Source organism: Dokdonella sp., from assembly GCF_035511235.1.
In the GTDB taxonomy this organism is placed as follows: domain Bacteria; phylum Pseudomonadota; class Gammaproteobacteria; order Xanthomonadales; family Rhodanobacteraceae; genus Dokdonella.
Genome location: NZ_DATKFQ010000014.1, coordinates 42,049 through 62,679 on the forward strand (window position 1 = coordinate 42,049; position 20,631 = coordinate 62,679).

Genomic DNA, 20,631 nt, shown 5'->3' on the forward strand with positions numbered 1-20,631 from the left:
ACGGGGTGGCTTTACATACCTAGGCGGGCCCCCGAGGGGCCCGCCCGTGGCGAGTGATCAGGCGGCTTCGAAGCCGTCCATAGAAATCGCCTCTGCCAACAACCCCGCGCCGACCTCGAGAAATCCGACATAGCCGTCGGCATTGCTGCCCGAGACCGTCGCCATCTGGTGCGCGGCGCCGTCGTCGCGGAACACGTTGTCGGTGGCCAGCGACACGCCGTTGAGGTTCTGTGCGCTGCCCGGAAACAGCGAGGTCTGCGCATAGACCTGGCGGCACAGGTCCTCGGGCAGGGCCAGCTGCGAGATGCGGGCGGCGTTGTGGCCGGACGTGGCCTGGTCCAGCGAGTCGTAAATCTCGAAGTGGATGAGCGGCCAGCGGCTGGGGTAGCAGCCCGGGAGGATCGTCGTGAAGGTCACCTCGCCGTTGGCATCGCCGACCTGCACGCCGCAGGTAGTTCTGGGTCTGCGCGCCCGATGAATACATCGAGTAGCGGCCACCGGCATCACGCTGCCAGAGGTAGACGGCGGCGCCGGCTCGCGGCGCAGCTCGTCGTGGTGCTGATCAGTTGCAGCGTGACGCTCATCGGCGTAAATCTTCCCGGCTGGAGAATAACTGCCGATGACAATTTCCTTCCTGAGGTGGGCTTCACTTTGGTTCGCTACTGCAAGCCAGAAAGATGCTCTGATAATGATGAGCCCGTAGTGACTATCTTCGGGAAGAAGTACAGCTCCGCTGCTGTGGGTCTGGGCCGTCGTTTGGGCATGAGCTTTGGGAATGATGAGGAGATTTGCGCAAACCTGGGCTTCGGGTTTGGCCTTCCGTTTAACTATGGAAATTGATTATGGAGATAGGGATTTTTGTTGCCTTTGCTGCTGGTCTCTTTTTTATGCTGGGCGGGATATTTAATTTTACATTTATTAATGATCCTCCCAAGGCAATGGCATTTTTCTACACTCATTCATTCTTGAGGCTGTTCTTGCCGGTAACTGGCATGCGAATATTTAATATAATTCTTGGTTTGTGTTTTATCTCTGTGGCTATCATTCATATTATTGGTTGAGTGTGCTGCTGCTTCTTTGTTTGGCTATCCAAATGTGCGGCTGGTATCAGTGTGCCCTGCCCAGCTTCTTCGGCCCAATCATTCCTGGAAGATGGCCCCGCAATCAGCGAGGTGCCTATAACAGGCCGGAGTTTGTCAGCCAAGCCATCCTGGCCTGAATCCACCAGGCCGGTATTGCCATGGTGCTGAATGATCCGGGCAAGCCCCTGGCAGAGCGGCGCCAATGAAGTTTCACCGGCAAGTTCCGTGACGAGTGCCTGTCACTGGAACGGGTTCCGGTGCGATGGCTGCTGAGCAGCGGTGGCGGACGGGGCCTGGACATCGGGCCCTTCTGGGCGATGACGGATGCGTAGATCATTGATTCTCATTGGAAACGCGTCCAGTCCGGAACTTGAGGAGGGCCCTCGCGGCGCGGCGCCCCGGCGCCTTGCCGGCAAAAGGCGCATACTCGGCAGCCGCCAGACGGCAGGACGACGTGCAGCACAGCATCCTGTTCCAGTTTCGCCTGAGCGACAGCCAGAGCATCGGGCCGGTGGCTTTGCGCAGGCTGTGGTCGCGTGCATGCGGCTCGCGCGACGTGTCGGTGAAGCGGGAAGTGCGCACGATCGGCTTCGGCAAGAGCGTGCCGGTCTACCTGCTGTGCGGTCCGCCGCAACTGGCTCAGGCCGATGCGCTCGAGGAGCGGTTGCGCGATCTGCTGACCACGTCCGGCCTGGCGGCCACGTTCTCGTCGGTACGTCTGTCCTGAACGCCTGCGCGGACGGCTCCCGGCTCTTTCCTTTCCTTCCGGCGAAAAGAGGCCGACATGACCTATGACATCGGCATCGGCAGCTGCATCGCCATCAACGGCGAAGCTGTCCTCGTCAAGCTCGACAGCGTGATGGTCAAGCGCCTGGTGCCCGGCTCGCCGTGGCGCAAGTCCGGTACCAGCACACTCACGCTCAATCGCGCGCTGTGCAGCCCGCGGCGCAAGCCGGAGGTCGGCAGCGAAGTCTATCTGGACCGCGCGACCTTGACCCGGGCCGCGCCCGGCAAGCTCGATCTCACCGGCGACGGTACCTTGCTGCCGGTGGACCTGCGCCTGCTGCTGGACAATCTCGATCCGCAGCCGGCGCCGACGCCGAGCGTGAAGGGGCGTTCGATGTTCGGACGCCGCTGAGGCCGGCCGCGCCGCAGCGGCTGCCGATCGTCTCGGCGAGCCGCTGACCGATGTGAGCATGCGCATCGGCGGGCGTGCGCTGCCGCGATCGAGGGGCGCGGGTCTTCGCGTCCCTGTGCCGGACGCTCGGATGCGGCGTGGGACGCCGCACGCCGCACGCCGCACGCCGTTCACATGCCAGGTCCGTTCGGCGCCTCGTGGCAGCCATTCAAATGCTGTAACCGTTCGACGGTCGAGGCGGGCGCGGCGGCCGTCGGAGCCGCTCGACCGGCGATGGCCTTGGTCGCGGCGCGATGGCCGATGCGCATCGGCCGCCGGGGCGCCCGGCGCCGCGCAGCACCCGTTGCCAAGGCAGCGCTGTCCGGCGGTATGCTTCCGCGCCGGGTGCTTTCATGCAAGGAATCCATGCCATGTGCCGGGCACCGGTGGTGTCGTTCACGCTGTTCGGTATGGTCTTCTTCACGGCCGCCGGTATCGCGCTGACGCGCTTCGCGAGTCGCGGTCTGGACCTGGTCGGGATCGACGCACCGGCTCTGCTGTGGATTCCGCTGCTGGCCGCAGCCCTGTCGGCCGGGCCGATCGCCGCGCTGTTGTTCGGACGGGCGGCGAGGGCGGCGGTGTCGCCAGGCTGGAAAGGCGCCTGCGTCGGGCTGTATGCGGTCCTGGTCGGCGTGGCCGTCTATGCGGCGCTGCTCGGGGTGCTGCGCCCGTCGGCCGGCGCGTGGCTGCTGATCGGATGGGGCATCGCCTTCGTCGCGGCCTGCGTGTTCGTGGCGCTTCCGGCGATGGTGCTCGGTGCAGTGGTGGGCGTGTGGTCTGCCGGCGGCGCGGCGGTTCGCGGCACGGCGGCGGAGGGGCCGGCGCGGACCGGCGGAAGCCCGGACGCGCATAATGTTGAACAAGTGTCACAGTGATACTTTTTTCCGTGTGATCAATCACGTACGCGAGGCCGTCCATGCTCTACTTGCCGCCCGGAGGCGCGAGGGAGTAGGGCGATGAGGCGTGGTGTCGGAACATGGCTGGCGAACCTGTCGATCGGGGCCAAGACCTTTCTGGGGTTCGGGCTGGTCCTGGCGATGTTCGTGATCACCTGTCTGGTCGTGATGTTCACGCTGTCGCGCGCCCAGCATGCGCGCCAGCTGCGCCAGCAGAGCGTGACGACGATCGAACAGGTGCTGGTCGCCACACGGCTGATGCGTGAGGAAGAGGTCGCGCTCAAGAATCTGGTCCTGTTCGGCGGTGCGGCACGCGAGGCGGCGTATCGCGAGGCGGACCGGCGCTTCAAGGAGCATATCCGTGCATTGACGCTGACCGCGTCCGATCATCATGCCCAGCAGCAGGACGCGCAGCGCGTCGCCCAGCTCGAGCGCGAGTGGACGACGATGGCCGACGGCATCGTCGCGGCCATGCCGGCATCGGCGTCCGAACGCCTGGCCTTCGTGCAGGGCCTGGGTGCCGGCCCGATGGCCACGCTGTCGACGAAGGTCGATGAGATCATGGACACGCTCGACGAGGTGCTGGCCGTCGAGCACGCCGAGCTCGAACAGCGCCGCGCCGCGCACGATCGTCTCGAGCGGCTGACCTATGGCGTCGTGCTCGGCATGCTGGCGCTCGGGCTTCTGGTCGGCTTCGCCGCGGTGCGCCTGGCCGGCCGCCTGCTGTCGCGGCCGGTGCGCGACCTGACCGAACGGATGTCGAGCCTGGCCTCGGGCGATCTGTCGGTCGAGGTGCCGAACCAGACCCGGCAGGACGAGGTCGGCGCGATCGCGCGCGCGCTGGAGGTGTTCAAGCGTGCGGCGATCGCCACCCGCGACCAGGGCTGGATCAAGGCCAGCGTCGCCGAGATCACCGGCGCGCTGCCGCAGGCCGAGACCGAGCAGGCCTTCGCCGACACGCTGATGTCGCAGCTGAGCACCCGCGTCGGCGCCGGCGTCGGCGTGTTCTACCGGCTGACCGAGCCGGCGGCCGAGCGCGGCGAGCAGGGGCCGGTGCTCGAACTGGCCGGCAGCTACGGATTCCGCCAGCGCCGGCATCTGGACACGCGCTGCGCGATCGGCGAGGGCCTGGTCGGTCAGTGCGCGCGCGAGCGCAAGACGATCGTGCTCGAACCGGTGCCGGAGGACTACGTCCGCATCCACTCGGGCATCGGCGAGGCGGCGCCGCGCAGCCTCATCGTGCTGCCGCTGCTGCTGCGCGGCGAACTGCTCGGCGTGCTCGAGTTCGGCAGCTTCCAGCGCTTCACGGCGACGCACGAAGCGCTGCTGGAGGATCTGCTGCCGGTGGTCGCGCTGTCGCTGGACAACCTGCGCCGCGCGCTGCGCACCCAGGATCTGCTCGCGCGCACCCAGATGCAGGCGCGCGAACTGCAGGCCTCGGAAGAGGAGCTGCGCATGCAGCAGGAAGAGCTGGCGGCGACCAACGAGGAGCTGCAGGGCAAGACGGTCGAACTCGAGGAGCACAGCCAGCGCCTGCGCGCTTCGGAGGAGGAGCTGCGCGTGCAGGCCGAGGAGCTGCAGGCCTCCAACGAGGAGCTGCGCCAGAAGACCGACACGCTCAACGAGCAGAAGAAGGTGCTCGAGCAGCTGCAGCAGGACACGCAGCTCAAGGCCGAGGAGCTCGCCCGGGCCAGCCAGTACAAGTCCGACTTCCTGGCCAACATGTCGCACGAGCTGCGCACGCCGCTGAACAGCCTGCTGATCCTGTCGCGGACGCTGGCCGACAACGATCTGGGCAATCTCAACACGGACGAGGTCGAGTCGGCTCGGGTCATCCACGAGTCGGGCTCCAACCTGCTGCGCCTGATCAACGACATCCTGGACCTGTCCAAGATCGAGGCCGGCAAGATGGAGGTGACGCGCGAGGACGTGAGCCTGGCCGGATTCGCGCAGAGCCTGCAGCGCCAGTTCCGCCCGGTCGCGCTCGAGAAGGCGCTGGCGTTCGAGATCGCCCTCGACGAGGACCTGCCCGAGACCGTCCACACCGATGCGCCCAAGCTCGAGCAGATCGCGAACAACCTGCTCGGCAACGCGTTCAAGTTCACGCGCAGCGGCCACGTGCGGGTGCGCCTGGCGCGCGCCGACGAGGCGCTGCTCGGGCGCTGCGGCCTGGCCGGCCCGGCCGTGGCGCTGGCGGTCGAGGATACCGGCATCGGCATCGCGGCCGATCAGCTCGAGCGGATGTTCCAGGTGTTCGAGCAGGCCGATGCCAGCACCAGCCGCCATTACGGCGGCAGCGGCCTGGGTTTGGCGATCACGCGCCGGCTGACCGATCTGCTCGGCGGCGCGATCGTCGTCGACAGCGAGCCCGATCAGGGCAGCACCTTCGTCGTGGTGATACCGCACAGGGCCGCCGGCGAGGCCGCGCCTCCGCCGCCGCGCCCGGCCGGCGCCTCGCCGATCCTGGCCGTGCCGTCCTCGACCAGGACCCGGCGCACCGCGCCGCCGCCGGTCCAGGCGAACGCGGCCGACTGGATCCCGGACGACCGCAACAGGATCCAGCCCGGCGACACGGCGATCCTGGCGATCGAGGACGATCCGGCATTCGCGCGGATCCTGGTCGATCTGATCCGCCGCAAGGGCCATCGCGCGCTGGCCGCCGGCGACGGCGAGAGCGGCCTCGATCTGGCACGCCGCTATCGGCCGACCGGCGTCCTGCTCGACGTCATGCTGCCCGGCATCGACGGCTGGAGCGTGATCGAGCAGATGAAGTCCGATCCGGAGCTGCGCGCGATCCCGGTGCATTTCATCTCGGCCGTCGACGAATCGGCGCGCGGCGAGGCGGTCGGCGCGGTCGGCTTCCTGACCAAGCCGGCCGACCGCAACGCGGTCCTGTCGGCGTTCGACCGGTTGCTGCAGCACGCCGAACACCGCACGCGGCGCGTGCTGCTGATCGACGACGACGAGGACTCGCGCCTGGCGATCATCCGCCTGATCGCGAGCGACGGGGTCGAGATCGTCGAGGCGGTCAGCGGCGAGGAGGGGCTGGACATGCTCGGCGCCGGCGGGTTCGACTGCGTCGTGCTCGACCTCGGCCTGCCCGGCATCTCCGGCTTCGACTTCCTCGACATCGCCGCCGCGCGGGGCGGGCTGCCGCCGGTGGTGATCTACTCGGCGCGCGAGCTGTCGGGCGAGGAGAGCGTGCGCCTGCGCCAGCATACCGACAGCATCGTGATCAAGGGCGCGCGCTCGAACGAGCGCCTGCTCGACGAGGTCAGCCTGTTCATGCACAGCATCCGGCCGACCGGCGCCGGCGTGGTCCGCGACATCGATGCCGGCCTCAGCGGCCGCACCGTCTTGATCGTCGACGACGACATGCGCAACATTTTCGCCTTGTCCAAGACGCTGCGTGCGCGCGGACTCAACGTGGTGATGGCGCAGGACGGCCTGAAGGCGCTGCGCCAGATCGAGGAGAATCCCGCGATCGACATCGTGCTGATGGACATCATGATGCCCGGCATGGACGGCTACGAGACGATGCGGCGCATCCGAGCGCTGCCGCGTCACGCGCAGCTGCCGATCATCGCGGTCACCGCCAAGGCGATGCAGGGCGATCGCGACAAGTGCCTGGAGGCCGGCGCCAGCGACTATCTCGCCAAGCCGGTGGACATCGACAAGCTGCTGTCGATGATGCGGGTCTGGCTGCAGGCGTAGGCACGATGCGCGGAAGGGCGGACATCGAGGACATCGAGGTCGAATTGTTCGTGCGGGCGATGCAGCTGCGCCACGGCTACGACTTCGGCGACTACGCGCCGGCGTCGCTGAAGCGGCGCGTACTCGGCCTCGTCCACAGCACCGGCAGCGCGCACATCGGCGACCTGACCGCGCGCGTGCTGCGCGACGATCGCCTGGTTCCCGACGTGGTGGCCGGGCTGTCGGTTCCGGTCTCGGAGATGTTTCGCGATCCATCGGTGTTCCGCGCGCTGCGCGACGAAGTCCTGCCGATGCTGGCGTCCTATCCGGTCATCAACATCTGGCAGGCCGGCTGCGCCTACGGCCAGGAGGTCTACTCGCTGGCGATCCTGCTCGAGGAGGCCGGTCTCTACGAGCGCGCGCAGATCTACGCGACCGACTTCAGCGACGCCGCGCTGGCGCGCGCGCAGGAGGGCATCTTCCCGGCACGCGACGCACGCACCTATTCGGAGAACTACCTCGCCGCCGGCGGCCGCCGTTCGCTGGCCGACTACTACCACGCGCGCTACGACTTCATGAAGTTCGACGAGCGCCTGAAGGCGCGCATGACCTTCGCCAACCACAACCTGGTCTGCGACGGGGTCTTCTGCGAAGCCCACCTGATCCTGTGCCGGAACGTGCTGATCTATTTCAACGACGCGCTGCAGGATCGCGTGCTGCGTCTGTTCCGCGACAGCCTCGTGCGCGGCGGCTTCCTGTGCCTGGGCAGCCGCGAGAATCTGGAAATGGCCGCCAGCGCGCGCGACTACGTCCCGGTCAACCGCCGCGCGCGGATCTATCGGCGGGCGGTGCGCGACCTATGAGCGCGCGGCCGGTCCAGGCGATCGTGGTCGGCACCTCGGCCGGCGGCCTGCGCGCGCTGCACGTGCTGCTGCGCGGCCTCGACCGCGCGCTGCCGGTGCCGACGGTGATCGTCAGCCATACCGGATCGAGCGACATGGGCATCTTCTGCGAACTGCTCGCCCACTACAGCCGCCTGCCGGTCGAGGAGGCGCGCGAGCGCGTGCGGCCGCGGCCGGGCGTCGTCTACGTGGCGCCTTCGGGCTATCATCTGCTGGTCGAGCGCAGCGGGCGGTTCGCGCTGTCGATCGACGCCAAGGTGGGGTTTTCGCGGCCGTCGATCGACGTATTGTTCGAATCGGCGGCCGAGACCTGGGGCAGCGGCCTGGTAGCCGTGATACTGACCGGTGCCAACCACGACGGCGCGGCCGGGCTGTGCCGCGTGCGGGCGTGCGGCGGCGTCGCGATCGTGCAGGACCCGGCGACCGCCGAGGCCGCGGCGATGCCGGAGGGCGCGCTCGCGCTGGCCGGTGCGGACCACTGCCTGCCGCTGGAGGCCATCGCGCCGCTGCTCAACAGGATGTGCCACGCATGAACGGCAAACCCAAGATTCTCTCGGTCGACGACACCCCGGCCAATCTGATGGCGGTGCGCACGCTGCTGGCGCGGTTCGACGTCGAGGTGATCGAGGCGCGCAGCGGCAACGAGGCGCTGGCGGCAACGCTGGACCACGAGTTCGCACTGATCCTGCTCGACGTCAGCATGCCGGACATGAGCGGCTTCGAGGTCGCCAACCTGCTCGCGCAGGAGCCGAGCACGCGCGAGACGCCGATCATCTTCGTGTCGGCCACCTACGCCGACGAGGTGCACCGCCTGCAGGGCTACCACTCCGGCGCGGTCGACTACATCACCAAGCCGCTCGACGAGCGCGTGCTGCGCTCGAAGGTGCAGGTGTTCCTGGACCTGTACAAGCGCGGCACGATGCTCAAGCGCGCATTGAGCCAGCTCGCCGAGCGCAATGCGCAGCTCGAGCGCGAGATCGCCGAGCGCCGCCAGTCCGAGGCCGAGGTCCGCCACCTGGCCAGCCACGACCACCTGACCGGCCTGCCGAACCGGCGCCACTTCATCGACGTGCTCGAGCGTGCGATCGCGCGCAGCGCGTCCGGCGGCGCGCCGTGCGCGCTGCTGTACTTCGACGTCGACGGTTTCAAGCCGATCAACGACCTGCACGGCCACCTGGTCGGCGACGAGGTGCTGCTGCGGATCGGCGAGCGCCTGCGCGCATACTGCGGCGGCGGCTCCACGGTCGCCCGGCTCGGCGGCGACGAGTTCGCGATCGTCGTCGAGGAGGTCGCCGATGTCGACGCCGCGTCGGCCTATGCCGAGCGCGTCGCGATGTGCCTGGCCCAGCCCTTGGCGCTGACCTCGGGCGGCGGTCACGAGCCGCTGCAGCTGGCGGTGCGGATCAGTATCGGCGTCGCGCTCTGCCCGCTGCACGGCAGCGACTGCGACGGCCTGATCCGCGCGGCCGATACGGCGATGTATGCGGCCAAGCGCGCCGCCAGCGGGCACGGCACGCCGGCATCCGCCGGGCGCGGCGGCGCGGCATGAGCGCGCGCATCGCGCTCGCGACGACGCCGCCCGCGCGCGATCTCGACGAGGACATGGCCCCGCTGCTCGCGGCGCTGCACGCGGCCGGCGCGCAGGCGCTGGCCGTCGACTGGGACGACGGTTCGGTCGACTGGGGCGGCTTCGACGCGGTGCTGCCGCGCTCGACCTGGGACTACTGCGAGCGGCTGCCGGCGTTCCTCGACTGGACGCACCGCGTCGCCGCGGCGACGCAGCTGCTGAATCCGGCCGACGTGATCGCCTGGAACACCGACAAGCACTATCTGCGGGCGCTCGCCGAGGCCGGCATCGCGATCATCCCGTCGTCGTTTGCCGAGCCGGGCGATGCCGCCGATGCGGTCTGGGACGCGTTCGTGGATGCACATCCGGGCGACGCAGATCTGGTCGTCAAGCCGGCCGTCGGCGCCGGTTCGCGCGATGCCGAGCGGCACCCGCGCAGCGCGCGTGCGGCAGCGGTGGCGCATATCGCACGTCTGCTAGCAGCCGGGCGCAGCGCGCTCGTGCAGCCGTATCTGGACCGCGTCGACGTCGACGGCGAGACCGCGCTGGTGCATATCGACGGGCGCTACAGCCATGCGATCCGTAAGGGACCGCTGCTGCGGCGCGCGGCGCCGGCGACGGACGCGCTGTTCGCGGCCGAGCGGATCAGCGCCCGCGAGCCCGGCGCCGACGAGCGCGCACTTGCCGAACGCGTGCTCGCCGCGGTGCCGTTCGACGGTCCGCTGGCCTATGCGCGCGTCGATCTGGTCCGCGCCGGCGACAGCACGCCGTGCCTGCTCGAGCTCGAACTGGTCGAGCCTTCATTGTTCTTCGATCACGCGCCCGGCTCCGCGGCGCGGCTGGCCGCGGCGATCCTGTGCCGCGTGCCGCGCTGACGCGCCGCGGCGGCGCGGGCCCCTGCGCTTCGACCACGGGCCTGCCGATCGTCGCCGGGGACTTGCGCGATCGCGGCGCATGCCGTAGGCGGCGCGGTGCGATGCGCGGCGTGCACGGCGCTGATCAAGAAGTGATCGACCTGGGTTGACAGCGCGCAACGGCGCGGCCTGCAGGGCATCATCCCCGGACTATCCACAGGCCTGTCCACGGCCGCTGTGGAAAACTCCGCCGCGCGCGCCGCTGCGCGTGGCCGGCGCGGCGGGCGAAAGCGCGCCGGGCCCGGCGCTGCTGCGATCGCCGGCGCCGGATCTGCCGCACGCACGCGCTGCGCATCGGCCGCGGCCGCGCGATTGTTTCCCGGCGCGCCGCGCTGTCCGGAATCGCGGCGCTTCCCGCCTCACGTTACAATGACGGCCCGCGGCGGCGGGCGCGGGTCCTGCGGCTCGTCAGCCGCCTGCCGGCGTCTACCCGAGTTGTCCGAAGGAATTCCCCCACGATGAAGATCCTGGTCGGCTACAAGCGCGTCGTCGATTACAACGTGCGCATCCAAGTCAAGCCGGACGGCAGCGGCGTCGTCACCGACGGCGTCAAGCTGTCCGCCAACCCGTTCGACGACATCGCCCTGGAAGAAGCGCTGCGTCTGCGCGAGAAGGGCATCGCCAGCGAGGTCATCGTCGCCACGATCGGCCCGGCCGATGCGCAGGCGCACATCCGCAACGGCCTGGCGATGGGCGCGAACCGCGCGATCCACGTCGTCACCGCCGAGGCGATCCAGCCGCTGACCGCGGCGCGCGCGCTGCTCAAGCTGGTCGAGAAGGAGCAGCCGCAGATCGTGCTGCTCGGCAAGCAGGCGATCGACGACGACGCCAACCAGACCGGCCAGATGCTGGCCGCGCTGTGGGACCGGCCGCAGGCGACGTTCGCGTCGAAGATCGAGGTCGACGGCGGCGTCGCGCGCGTCACGCGCGAAGTCGACGCGGGCCTGGAGACGATCGAGGTCGATCTGCCGGCCGTGATCACCTCGGATCTGCGCCTCAACGAACCGCGCTTCATCAAGCTGCCGGACATCATGAAGGCCAAGGCCAAGCCGATCGAGACGATCGAGCTGGCGAGCCTCGGCGTCGAGCCGGGCGATCATCTCAAGACCACGCATTACGCCGCGCCGGCCAAGCGCAGCAAGGGCGTCATGGTCAAGGACGTCGCCGAGCTGGTTGCCGCACTGAAAAGCAAGGGGTTGATCCGATGAGCCGCATCCTGATCGTCGCCGAGCATCTGGACGGCGCACTCAATACCGCCACCGCGCGCAGCGTGTCCTGCGCCAAGGCCATCGGCGGCGAGATCCACGTGCTGGTGCTGGCGGCCGAGGCGAGCGTCGCCGCGGTCGCGGCCGAGGCCGCCGCGATCGACGGCGTCGCCAAGGTGCTGACGGTGGCGCGGCCCGAGAACGCGCATGCATTGGCCGCGGTGCTGGCGCCGCAGATCGCCGCGGTCGCCGGTTCGGGCTATACGCATCTGCTGCTGCCGTCGACGACCTTCGGCAAGGACGTCGCGCCGCGCGCGGCCGCCCTGCTCGGCGTGGCGCAGGTCTCGGACATCATGTCGGTCGAGAACGCGCAGACCTTCAAGCGGCCGATCTACGCCGGCAACGCGATCGTCACGGTCGAGGCGCCGGCCGGTGCGCTGATCGTCGGCACCGTGCGCACCGCCTCGTATCCGGCGGCCGGCGGCGGCGGATCGGCCGCGGTCGAGGCGCTGCCGGCGGACGTCGCGCTGCCGACGCATACGCGCTTCGTCGGCCTGGCCCAGGGCAAGACCGACCGCCCGGACCTGCAGGGCGCCGCCAAGGTCGTCTCGGGCGGCCGCGCGCTCGGCTCGGCCGAGCAGTTCCAGCTGATCTACCGGCTGGCCGACAAGCTCGGCGCGGCGGTCGGCGCCTCGCGTGCCGCGGTCGACGCCGGCTACGCGCCGAACGATCTGCAGGTCGGCCAGACCGGCAAGATCATCGCGCCGGAGCTCTACGTAGCGATCGGCATCTCCGGTGCGATCCAGCACCTGACCGGCATCAAGGACGCCGGCACGATCGTCGCGATCAACAAGGACGCCGATGCGCCGATCTTCGAGATCGCCGACTACGGCCTGGTCGGCGATCTGTTCAAGCTGATCCCCGAGCTCGAACAGGCGCTGGGCTGAGTCTTCGCGCTCCGGGCCGTCCGCATCGATCGCGGGCGGTTCCCGACCGCCGCCGCGCGGCGGCGCCCTGCATGCCGTGCGGTGCCGCGAGCGCGGCGCCGCGGGTGGCTCGTCCGCGCGGCCCGCGTCCGGTCGCTCAGCGCGGCGTGCCGTCGGCGCCGGCCTCCGCGTCGGTGGGCTCGGCGCAGGCATCGGGATCGGCTTCGCAGTCGGCCCCGGCGTCGACCGCATCGGCGGCAGCGCCGCGTTCGCACGCATCGTCGCCGTCGTCCCCGGCGGCCGCGTCGCCGCTGCACCCGGTGCAGGCGCCGCTGTCGGCATCGCCGTTTTCGCGGTCGGCCTCGCAGCCGGCGTCGTCGCAGCAGGCGCAGCAGGGACCGCCTCCGGTCTCCTCCTCGGCCAGCACGAGATCGGGCTCGTCGCCGGCATATTGAGGGTGCTGCGCGACGAAATCGGCACCGGCCGCCTTCGCGGCGGCGATGCGCGCCGCGGTCGCCGGATGGCTCGACATCCAGGCCAGCGAGGCGTCGTCGGGCAGGTCGGCGTCGAGCTGACGCAAGGCCGCGCCGAGCCAGCTCGGCGACAGTGCGTGTCCGGCCAGATGCGCGTAGGCGAAGCGATCGGCTTCGTCCTCGAACTGGCGCGAGTAGCGGTTCTGCAGCAGCACGGTCGGTACCGCGACGACGACCGCGCTCGCGCTCGACACGTCGCCGGCGAAGAACGCCGCGGCGATCGCGATGAACGAGCCGCGCAGCGCCTGGCGCAAGGCGTGACGGCCGACCTGATGTCCGAGTTCGTGCGCGAGGACCGCGTCGAGCTGACGATCGTCGGCGAACAGCTCGACCAGCTCGTCGGTCACGACGATGCTGCCGCCGGGCAGCGCGAACGCGTTCGGCCCGATCGACGGCGCGCCGCGGAACACGACGCGGTAATCCGCGCCGTCCGGCAGTCCTGCCGCGAGCGCCGCGAAGCGCTCGCCGAGTTCGGCCTGCCGCTCCGGTTCCAGCGCGGTGTCGTCCAGATCGGTGCGGTCGAGCAGGGCCAGCACCTGGTCGCCGAGCGCGACTTCCACGCCTGCCGGCAGATGCGTCGCGATGCGGTCGGCCAGCCACGGGATGCCCCAGAGGTAGCCGGCGACCAGCGCGCCGAGGCAGACCACGATCGCGAGCGCGACGGCCTGGTAGTAGCGCTCGAGCCGGTCGACCAGCGCCTCGAGCCGGTTGCGGTGCGGAAACCAGATCGCCAGACAGGCGGCGTCCGGCAGTTGCAGCCGCGCGCCGTCCGGAAACGCGATCGTGCGCAGCGTGCGCGCCAGGCGCGGCGTGATCGTTAGCGCGTCGAGCGGCTCGTCGCGCTCGATGCGATCGCCGCGCACACGCAGGCGGCCATGCGCGAGGTCGACGTCGACTGCGTGACGCTGCCCGTCGCGGCCGTCGAAATAGCTGCCCTGCAGCGGCGTCGGATGCGTCGTCATAGGCCCACGTCGATGTCGAACAGGCTGTCGATCTCGGCCGCGGTCGCGTCGACGTCCTCGCCGTGCTCGGCGCCGAACGCGGCGAGGCTGCCGGCGGCCAGCACGGCCAGCCGCTCGGCGCGATAGCGCGCGAGCCGGATCCTGGCCCAGGGGATCAGCAGCCCCGCGCTGGCCAGCACGGCCACCGTATTGCCGGCGTAGATCCAGAGCAGGCGGCTGCCCTGCAGGCGCGACTCGAAGCGGTGCGGGCCGATCGTCGTGTGGTTGTAGACCAGGTTGCCGATCGCGGCGGCGAGGAATGCCCAGATCGCGAAGTAGCCGCCGTAGAACGCCGCCATCCAGCCGAACACCAGGGCGGTCGGCGGCTCGGCGCCGGGCCGGTGCAGCGCGACCGCGGCGGCGGTCAGCAGCGCGGTGCCGACGAAGACCCAGACCGTCATGACGGCCCACGCGATCAGATACGGCGGATAGAAGTGCCCGGCCGTCGCCTCGAAGCCGAACGCCTGGCCGCCGTAGCGGTGATGCTCGACCAGGAACGCCTTCTGCCGGGCCTTGACGTACGGATAGAGCAGGCCGAGCGTCAGCACCAGCGGAATGCCCAGCCACAGATAGCGCACGTAGGCCTGGCCGTAGTCCGGCACGAAGCGGAAGCGCAGGCCGCGCCAGGACGAATAGCGCGCGCGGAACGCGGCGCCGCGCACCAGCAGCCACGGCGTCAGCAGCGTGATCAGCAGCGCCAGGCCGATCTGCAGCCACAGGCTGAGCTGGCCGGCCAGGACGTAGCCGACGAACAGTGCGACCGCAACGATGCGGCCGGCCAGGATCGGCAGCGGCCGCGCCAGATACTCGAACGGCACGCCGTCCAGGCGCGTATTGCCGTAGAAGTAGCGCTGCGTGCGCACCTTGGCCCAGGCCGAATAGACGCCGAGCGTCACCAGGCTCAGCGCGAGATTGACGATCCAGATGCGGAAGTACTCGCCGGCGCTGCCGTCGAACGCGAAACGGTGCGGCACCGGCGGTGGCACCGCGACCGGCACGGCGGCGATCGGTTCGGGCAGCGCCGGCGGTTCCGGCCAGGCGCCGGCGCTCACGATCGGTGGATCTTGCATCCGTGCCGGCATCCCCTGATGGTTCGGCCGGCAAGCCTACCCGATCGCCGCCGATGCGACGAGCCGCTCATCCGTGCGGCCGATAGGCGCACCCGGGCGTCGCTGCGCCGCCGACGCGCGCCGCGTGGAACGCGATGCGCTTGCGGCCCTCGTGCAGGTCCACGCGCGCCAGCGTGCGCTCGAACGTCACGCGCCGGCACAGACCGGCCAGCCAGTGCACCTGCTCGCGTTCGCGCCCGGCCGTCTCCTCGACGGCCAGCACGATCCAGCGATCACCCAAGGCCTGCAGCGCGGCCTCGTCGCGCCGCCAGATCGCCAGCTGCGCGGCGCGGCCGTGCTTGGCGTTGAGCGGATGGTCGAGCACGTAGACCGTGCGCGCGCCGTCCAGCTGGAAATCCAGCTCCGCGGCGAGCATGAAGTTGTCGGCGACCAGCGCGCGGTCGGCCAGGGCCGGATCGGCGATGAGGCCGCGCAGCGTCGCGCCGGCCTCGTCCCAGCCGACCAGATGCTCCGGGAACGCCTTGTAGCCGCGCAGCAGCCCGGCGCCGGCCGGATGCGCGGCCAGCGCCAGATACGCGTAAGCGACCAGCGTGCCGGTGATCGCCAGCGCCGCGGCGGCCGTGCGCAGCGCGCCGATGCGCCGGCTCGCGGCCTGCCAGCGCTGCAGCGCCAGCGGCAGCAGCGCGAGCAGCGGCAGATAGCCCGGCAGCGGCCAGTGCACGCGGAAACGCTCGGCATCGGCGAACAGGCCGAGCACGAAGTAGCCGCCGAGGAAGGTCGCGGCGAAGACCAGCAGCGGCCCGTCTCGCCATGCATCGGCACGGCGCAGCCCGGTCACGAGGGTCGCCAGCAACAGGCCGTACAGCAGCGGCGTGACCAGCAGCGCCTGTTCGAGCGGCTGCACCAGCGCATCGGCGTGGAAACGCCACGGATGGCGGTCGATCGCCTGGAAGCGCAGCCCGTCGGCGCCGGCGCCCGGATCGATCAGCCCCATCGGCAGCAGGCCGCTCAGACCGACGATCAGTGCGGCCCACAGACCGCGGCTGCGCCACAACGGCCGCCCGCGTGGATGCCCCAGCAGAAACGCCAGGCCGGCCAGCCAGAGCATGCCGGCGCGCAGATGCGTCAGCCAGGCCAGCGCCAGCAGCAGGCCGAGCAGCAGCCAGTCGCCGAGCCGATCCTCGCGGGCGGCACGCGCGAAGCGGTCCAGCGCGAGCAGCGACAGCAGCGTCAGCGGCACGTCGGGCAGGGCCAGCACGCCGAGCGTGCCGGCCAGCGGCATCGCCAGCGTCCACAGCCCGGCCTGCCAGCCGAGCGCAGCATCGCCGGACAGGCGTTGCGCGAGGCGCGCGACCAGCAGCGGCAGCAGGGCGCCGATCAGCAGGAAAGGCGCGCGCATCGCCAGCGTGCCGTGGCCGAACAGCGCCTCGCCGGCCGCGATCAGCCAGGCGGTCAGCGGTGGCAGATCGGTGTAGGCGAACGCCAGGTGGCGGCTTTCCTGCCAGTAGAACGCCTCGTCGACGAACGGCGCCAGCGTCGCCGCGAGCACGATCTTGATGAACGTGACCGTGAACAATGCGACCTGGAACACGGTCTGCAGGCGCCGTCGGTCGTCGCGCCGCACGGGCGTCGCTACACTGCCCGCAGGCCTGTCCCGCATCTCCGTGTCCAAACCGGTACCCGTTATCCGATGAAGCTGATCGATTCGCCGCCGCTCCCGACCTCGCCCGAAGCCCTGCGCGATGCGCTGGCCCGGGCCACCGCCCAGGTCGACACCGTGCTGCTCGGCAAGATGCGCGAGGTCCGCCTGGCCTTCGTCTGTCTGCTCGCCGGCGGCCATCTGCTGATCGAGGACCTGCCGGGCGTCGGCAAGACCACGCTGGCGCATGCGCTGGCGGCGACGCTGGGCCTCAGTTTCCAGCGCGTCCAGTTCACCAGCGACCTGCTGCCCTCGGACATTATCGGCGTCAGCCTCTACGAGCGCGAGCCGGGCCGCATCGACGGCGGCACGTTCCGCTTCCATCCCGGACCGCTGTTCACGCAGCTGCTGCTGGCCGACGAGATCAACCGCGCCACGCCGAAGACGCAGAGCGCCCTGCTCGAGGCGATGGCCGAGGAACAGGTCACCGTCGACGGCCGCAGCCATCCGCTGGCCGCGCCGTTCTTCGTCGTCGCGACGCAGAACCCGCTCGATCTGGCCGGCACCTATCCGCTGCCGGACTCGCAGCTGGACCGCTTCATGCTGCGCATGAGCCTGGGCTATCCGGACCGCGCCGCCGAGCAGGCGATGCTGGCCGCCCCGGACCGTCGCAGCGTGCTCGACGCATTGCAGCCGTGCCTGGCCGCCGAGCAGGTGATCGCGCTGCGCGCGGCCTGCGCGGCGCTGACGGTCAGCCGCGCGCTGATCGAGTACGTCCAGGCCCTGCTCGAGGCGAGCCGCCAGGATCCGCAGATCCGCATCGGCCTGTCGCCGCGTGCCGGCCTCGCCCTGCTCGCCGCGGCGCGCGCGCACGCCTATCTGGCCGGCCGGCCGCAGGTGCTGCCCGAGGACGTGCAGGCGGTGTTCACGGTCGTCGCGGCGCATCGGCTGGCTCCGGCCAGCAACGCGCACGGCGACCGCGACGCGCTCGCCCGGCGTCTGCTGGACGCGACGCCGGTGCGCTGATGGCCGGCGCGATCGCGCGTCTCGCGCCGCTGCGGGCCCGGCTGGCCGCGCTCGCCGAGCGCAAGCTGCCGGCGCTGACGCGGCTGCGCCGGCCCGAACCGCTGCCGATCGCGCTCGACCGGCGCCGCATCTACGTGGTGCCGACCGGCTACGGCGTCGTGTTCGCGCTGCTGACCGCGGTCATGCTGACCGGCGCACTCAACTACGGCAACAATCCGGCCCTGCTGCTGACCTGTCTGCTCGGCGGCGCCTGCTTCGTCAGCGTCTTCTTCGGCTTTCGCGGCCTGTCCGGCCTGCGCCTGATCCAGGTCCGTGCCGGCGAGGCCCATGCCGGCACGGATGTCGCCGTCGAGCTGGTGTTCGCGCCGGGCCGGCGCGACCGTCTCGCCTTGCGTGTCTCGGCCGAACCGGCCGAGACCGCCTTCGCCGTCGAGCGCGGCCGCGAGGCGGTGGCGATACTGGCGCTGCCGGCGCGCGAGCGCGGCTGGTTCCGGCCCGGCCGCGTGCGTATCGCGACGACGTTTCCGCTCGGCATGTTCGTGATCTGGAGCTGGATCCATCCGGACGTCTCGGTGCTGATCTATCCGAGGCCCGAGCCCGACGCGCCGCCGCTGCCGCACGGCGGCGAGCGCGAGGGTGCGCACCGCGCCGGCGAGGCCGAGGACGACCTGGCCGGTCTGCGCGACTATCGCGATCACGACCCGCCGCGGCGCATCGCCTGGCGCGCCTCGGTCCGTCACGAGCGCCTGCTCGCGCGCGAGCACGAGCGCCAGGCCGGCCTCGCGCTGGTGCTCGACTACGAGGCGCTGCACGGCCTCGGCCACGAGGACCGGATCAGCCGCCTGACCGCCTGGGTGCTGCAGGCCTCGGCCGGTCGCGAGGCCTTCGTGCTGGTGCTGCCGGGCCAGTCGTTCGGGCCGGCGATCGGTGCCGGCCATCGCGCCGATTGCCTGCGCGCCCTGGCGCTGCTGCCGGCCGCATGAGCACCGCGATGCCGCCGGTCCAGGGACGCCCGGACACGCGCCAGTTCGATCTGCTCTGCCTGTCGGTGGCGGTCGCGCTGGCGCCGCACCTTGAGCGGCTGCCGCTGTGGCTGGGCCCGCCGCTGCTCGTGCTGGTCGCGCTGCGCGCCTGGCTGCGCCGGCGCGCCGCGTTCGCGGTCAGCAGCTGGCTGCGCGTGCCGCTGGCCGGCCTGTTGCTGCTGCTGGTGATCGTCGAGTACGGCAACGTGTTCGGCCGCGCCCCGGGTGCCGCGCTGGCCTGCGGCCTGCTGGCGCTGAAGCTGCTCGAGACCGAGAGCATTCGCGATGCGCGCGTCGTCGTCGGGTTTTCCGCGTTCGTGCTGATGAGCGCGCTGCTGTTCAATCAGGCTTTGACGACGACGATCCTGCTCTGCGCCGCGCTGACCGTGCCGCTGGCCGCCCTGGTCGTGCTGCAGCCGACGGTGGCGCGGCAGCCGCGACCGCTGGCGACGGCGTTCCGGATCGGCGGCGCCCTGGTCCTGGCCGGCCTGCCGGCCGCGCTCGCCGCGTTCGTGCTGATCCCGCGGCTGTCCACACCGCTGTGGGGATCGCCCGGCTGGGACGAGCAGGCACGCATCGGCCTCAACGATTCGATGCAGCCCGGTTCGATGACCGATCTGCTGGTCGACGACACGCCGGCGATGCGCGTCTACTTCGACGGCGGACCGCCGGCTCCGGCGCAGCAGTACTTCCGCACGATCGTGTTGTGGGATTTCGACGGCGCGACCTGGACCCGCGGCGACACGCGCGCGTATCTGCGTCCCGAGCCGGTCGAGGACGCCCGGCTGATCCACGATTATCGCGTCGTGATCGAGCCGACGCGGCGGCACTGGGTGCCGGCGCTCGACGTGCCGCTGGAAGCGCCCGAGCAGACGCGGCTCGGCAGCGATCACACGATCACTTCGTACGCGCCGATCGCCCAGCCGAGGGAATTCGCGCTGCGCTCGGCGACGCGTTACCGCCTCGCCACCGAGCTGGCCGGCGCCGAACGGACGCGCGCGCTGGCCTATCCGGCTGCGTTCAATCCGCGCACGATCGCGCTGGCCGAACAGTGGCGGCGCGAGGGCCTCGACGAGGTCGCGATCGTCCGCACTGCGCTGGCGTTGTTCAACGCCGGCTTCACCTACACGCTGGCGCCGCCGCTGCTCGGCCGCCACTCGATCGACGAGTTCCTGTTCGAGACGCGCGCCGGCTACTGCGAGCACTTCTCGTCGGCGTTCGTGTTCCTGATGCGGGCCTCCGGTATTCCGGCCCGCGTCGTCACCGGCTATCAAGGCGGCTGGTGGAATCCGATCGGCGACTATCTGCTGGTGCGCCATTCCGACGCGCACGCCTGGGCCGAGGTCTGGCAGACCGGGCGCGGCTGGGTGCGCGTGGATCCGACCGCGGCGGTCAGTCCGCAGCGCGTGGAGCAGGGCGCCTCGGCCGCCAATCGCGGCGGCGACTGGTTCGGCGGCGAGTTCCTGCGCGACCTGCGCAACCAGTTCGACAGCGTCAACCGGCTGTGGACCAGTGCGGTGATCCAGTTCAACGCCTTGCGCCAGAGCCAGATGCTCGGTCGCTTCGGCATCCGCGATCTGACGCCCGAGCATCTGCTGGCGCTGCTGACCGGTGCGATCGTCGTGCTGCTGGTCGTCGCCACGGTATGGGCGCTGCGCGGCACGCGCGGCCCGCGCCGGGGCGATCGTCTCGACGTGGCCTGGGACCGGTTGCGGCGGCGGCTGGCGCGTCACGGCGTGGCGGTATCGCCGCAGCAGGGACCGCTCGATTTCGCGGCTTCGGTGCGGCAGCGTCTGGCGCTGCGCGATGCCGCGTTCGATGCGCTGGTCGACCGTTACGTCGCGCTGCGCTACGGCGCCGCCGAGCCGACGGCTGAACAGGTGCGCGCGTTCGGCCGTGAGGTGCGGAAATTCCGCGTACCATCCGCTGTCCAGTAGCATCGGTGCTGCGACGTCGCGTCCGTTCCATCCGTCCTCGC

At 70.6% G+C, this 20,631-nt stretch carries 19 protein-coding genes; 15 read left to right on the forward strand and 4 right to left on the reverse strand.

Going from position 1 to position 20,631, the window contains the following annotated elements; all coding sequences use genetic code 11:
- Positions 1-57: 57 nt before the first annotated feature.
- Positions 58-444 carry a hypothetical protein gene (locus VMR06_RS08105; RefSeq protein WP_325374974.1) on the reverse strand — a complete coding sequence of 129 codons (387 nt, stop codon included), beginning with the start codon at positions 442-444 and terminating at the stop codon, positions 58-60.
- Positions 445-552: 108 nt separating this feature from the next.
- On the opposite strand from VMR06_RS08105, the gene VMR06_RS08110 reads away from it, so the two are divergent.
- From VMR06_RS08110 to VMR06_RS08165, 12 genes are all read left to right on the forward strand, one after another.
- The gene (locus tag VMR06_RS08110; protein WP_325374977.1) at positions 553-840 is read left to right on the forward strand and encodes a hypothetical protein; all 288 of its coding nucleotides are present in this window, start codon (positions 553-555) and stop codon (positions 838-840) included.
- Positions 841-842: 2 nt separating this feature from the next.
- Complete coding sequence (locus VMR06_RS08115) at positions 843-1,061, forward strand: hypothetical protein (RefSeq protein WP_325374979.1); 219 nt, start codon at positions 843-845, stop codon at positions 1,059-1,061.
- Positions 1,062-1,536: 475 nt separating this feature from the next.
- The gene (locus VMR06_RS08120) at positions 1,537-1,809 is read left to right on the forward strand and encodes a hypothetical protein (RefSeq protein WP_325374981.1); all 273 of its coding nucleotides are present in this window, start codon (positions 1,537-1,539) and stop codon (positions 1,807-1,809) included.
- 57 nt (positions 1,810-1,866) lie between these two features.
- Positions 1,867-2,220: a hypothetical protein gene (locus tag VMR06_RS08125; RefSeq protein WP_325374983.1), complete on the forward strand. Its 354-nt coding sequence runs from the start codon at positions 1,867-1,869 to the stop codon at positions 2,218-2,220.
- 392 nt (positions 2,221-2,612) lie between these two features.
- Positions 2,613-3,134, forward strand: a complete 522-nt coding sequence (locus tag VMR06_RS08130) for a hypothetical protein (RefSeq protein ID WP_325374985.1) — start codon at positions 2,613-2,615, stop codon at positions 3,132-3,134.
- An 81-nt stretch (positions 3,135-3,215) separates the two neighbouring features.
- Positions 3,216-6,869 carry a response regulator gene (locus VMR06_RS08135; RefSeq protein WP_325374988.1) on the forward strand — a complete coding sequence of 1,218 codons (3,654 nt, stop codon included), beginning with the start codon at positions 3,216-3,218 and terminating at the stop codon, positions 6,867-6,869.
- Between the two features lie 5 nt (positions 6,870-6,874).
- Positions 6,875-7,711 carry a CheR family methyltransferase gene (locus tag VMR06_RS08140; protein ID WP_325374990.1) on the forward strand — a complete coding sequence of 279 codons (837 nt, stop codon included), beginning with the start codon at positions 6,875-6,877 and terminating at the stop codon, positions 7,709-7,711.
- Positions 7,708-8,283, forward strand: a complete 576-nt coding sequence (locus tag VMR06_RS08145) for a chemotaxis protein CheB (protein ID WP_325374994.1) — start codon at positions 7,708-7,710, stop codon at positions 8,281-8,283. Before VMR06_RS08140 ends, VMR06_RS08145 begins: the two co-directional genes overlap by 4 nt.
- On the forward strand, positions 8,280-9,299 hold the full coding sequence (locus VMR06_RS08150) for a diguanylate cyclase domain-containing protein (protein WP_325374997.1): 1,020 nt from the start codon (positions 8,280-8,282) through the stop codon (positions 9,297-9,299). The genes VMR06_RS08145 and VMR06_RS08150 overlap by 4 nt, the downstream gene beginning before the upstream one ends.
- Positions 9,296-10,192, forward strand: coding sequence for a hypothetical protein (locus tag VMR06_RS08155; RefSeq protein WP_325374999.1), 897 nt, complete (start codon positions 9,296-9,298; stop codon positions 10,190-10,192). Before VMR06_RS08150 ends, VMR06_RS08155 begins: the two co-directional genes overlap by 4 nt.
- Before the next feature lie 497 nt (positions 10,193-10,689).
- A complete protein-coding gene (locus tag VMR06_RS08160) occupies positions 10,690-11,439 on the forward strand; it encodes an electron transfer flavoprotein subunit beta/FixA family protein (protein ID WP_325375001.1) in 750 nt (249 codons plus the stop codon).
- Positions 11,436-12,383 carry an electron transfer flavoprotein subunit alpha/FixB family protein gene (locus VMR06_RS08165; protein ID WP_325375003.1) on the forward strand — a complete coding sequence of 316 codons (948 nt, stop codon included), beginning with the start codon at positions 11,436-11,438 and terminating at the stop codon, positions 12,381-12,383. The genes VMR06_RS08160 and VMR06_RS08165 overlap by 4 nt, the downstream gene beginning before the upstream one ends.
- Positions 12,384-12,519: 136 nt before the next feature.
- Here the strand turns inward: VMR06_RS08165 and VMR06_RS08170 are convergent, their stop codons facing one another.
- From VMR06_RS08170 to VMR06_RS08180, 3 genes are all read right to left on the reverse strand, one after another.
- Complete coding sequence (locus VMR06_RS08170) at positions 12,520-13,857, reverse strand: M48 family metallopeptidase (protein WP_325375005.1); 1,338 nt, start codon at positions 13,855-13,857, stop codon at positions 12,520-12,522.
- A complete protein-coding gene (locus VMR06_RS08175; protein WP_325375007.1) occupies positions 13,854-14,966 on the reverse strand; it encodes a YjgN family protein in 1,113 nt (370 codons plus the stop codon). The genes VMR06_RS08170 and VMR06_RS08175 overlap by 4 nt, the downstream gene beginning before the upstream one ends.
- 67 nt (positions 14,967-15,033) lie before the next feature.
- Entirely contained in the window at positions 15,034-16,590 is a 1,557-nt protein-coding gene (locus tag VMR06_RS08180) for a glycosyltransferase family 39 protein (RefSeq protein ID WP_325375009.1), read from the reverse strand.
- Between the two features lie 66 nt (positions 16,591-16,656).
- On the opposite strand from VMR06_RS08180, the gene VMR06_RS08185 reads away from it, so the two are divergent.
- The 3 genes from VMR06_RS08185 to VMR06_RS08195 are packed head-to-tail and all read left to right on the forward strand — an operon-like array spanning position 16,657 to position 20,590.
- Complete coding sequence (locus tag VMR06_RS08185) at positions 16,657-17,631, forward strand: AAA family ATPase (protein WP_325375011.1); 975 nt, start codon at positions 16,657-16,659, stop codon at positions 17,629-17,631.
- A complete protein-coding gene (locus VMR06_RS08190) occupies positions 17,631-18,614 on the forward strand; it encodes a DUF58 domain-containing protein (protein ID WP_325375013.1) in 984 nt (327 codons plus the stop codon). The genes VMR06_RS08185 and VMR06_RS08190 overlap by 1 nt, the downstream gene beginning before the upstream one ends.
- Positions 18,611-20,590, forward strand: a complete 1,980-nt coding sequence (locus VMR06_RS08195; RefSeq protein ID WP_325375015.1) for a DUF3488 and transglutaminase-like domain-containing protein — start codon at positions 18,611-18,613, stop codon at positions 20,588-20,590. Before VMR06_RS08190 ends, VMR06_RS08195 begins: the two co-directional genes overlap by 4 nt.
- Positions 20,591-20,631: the final 41 nt, after the last annotated feature.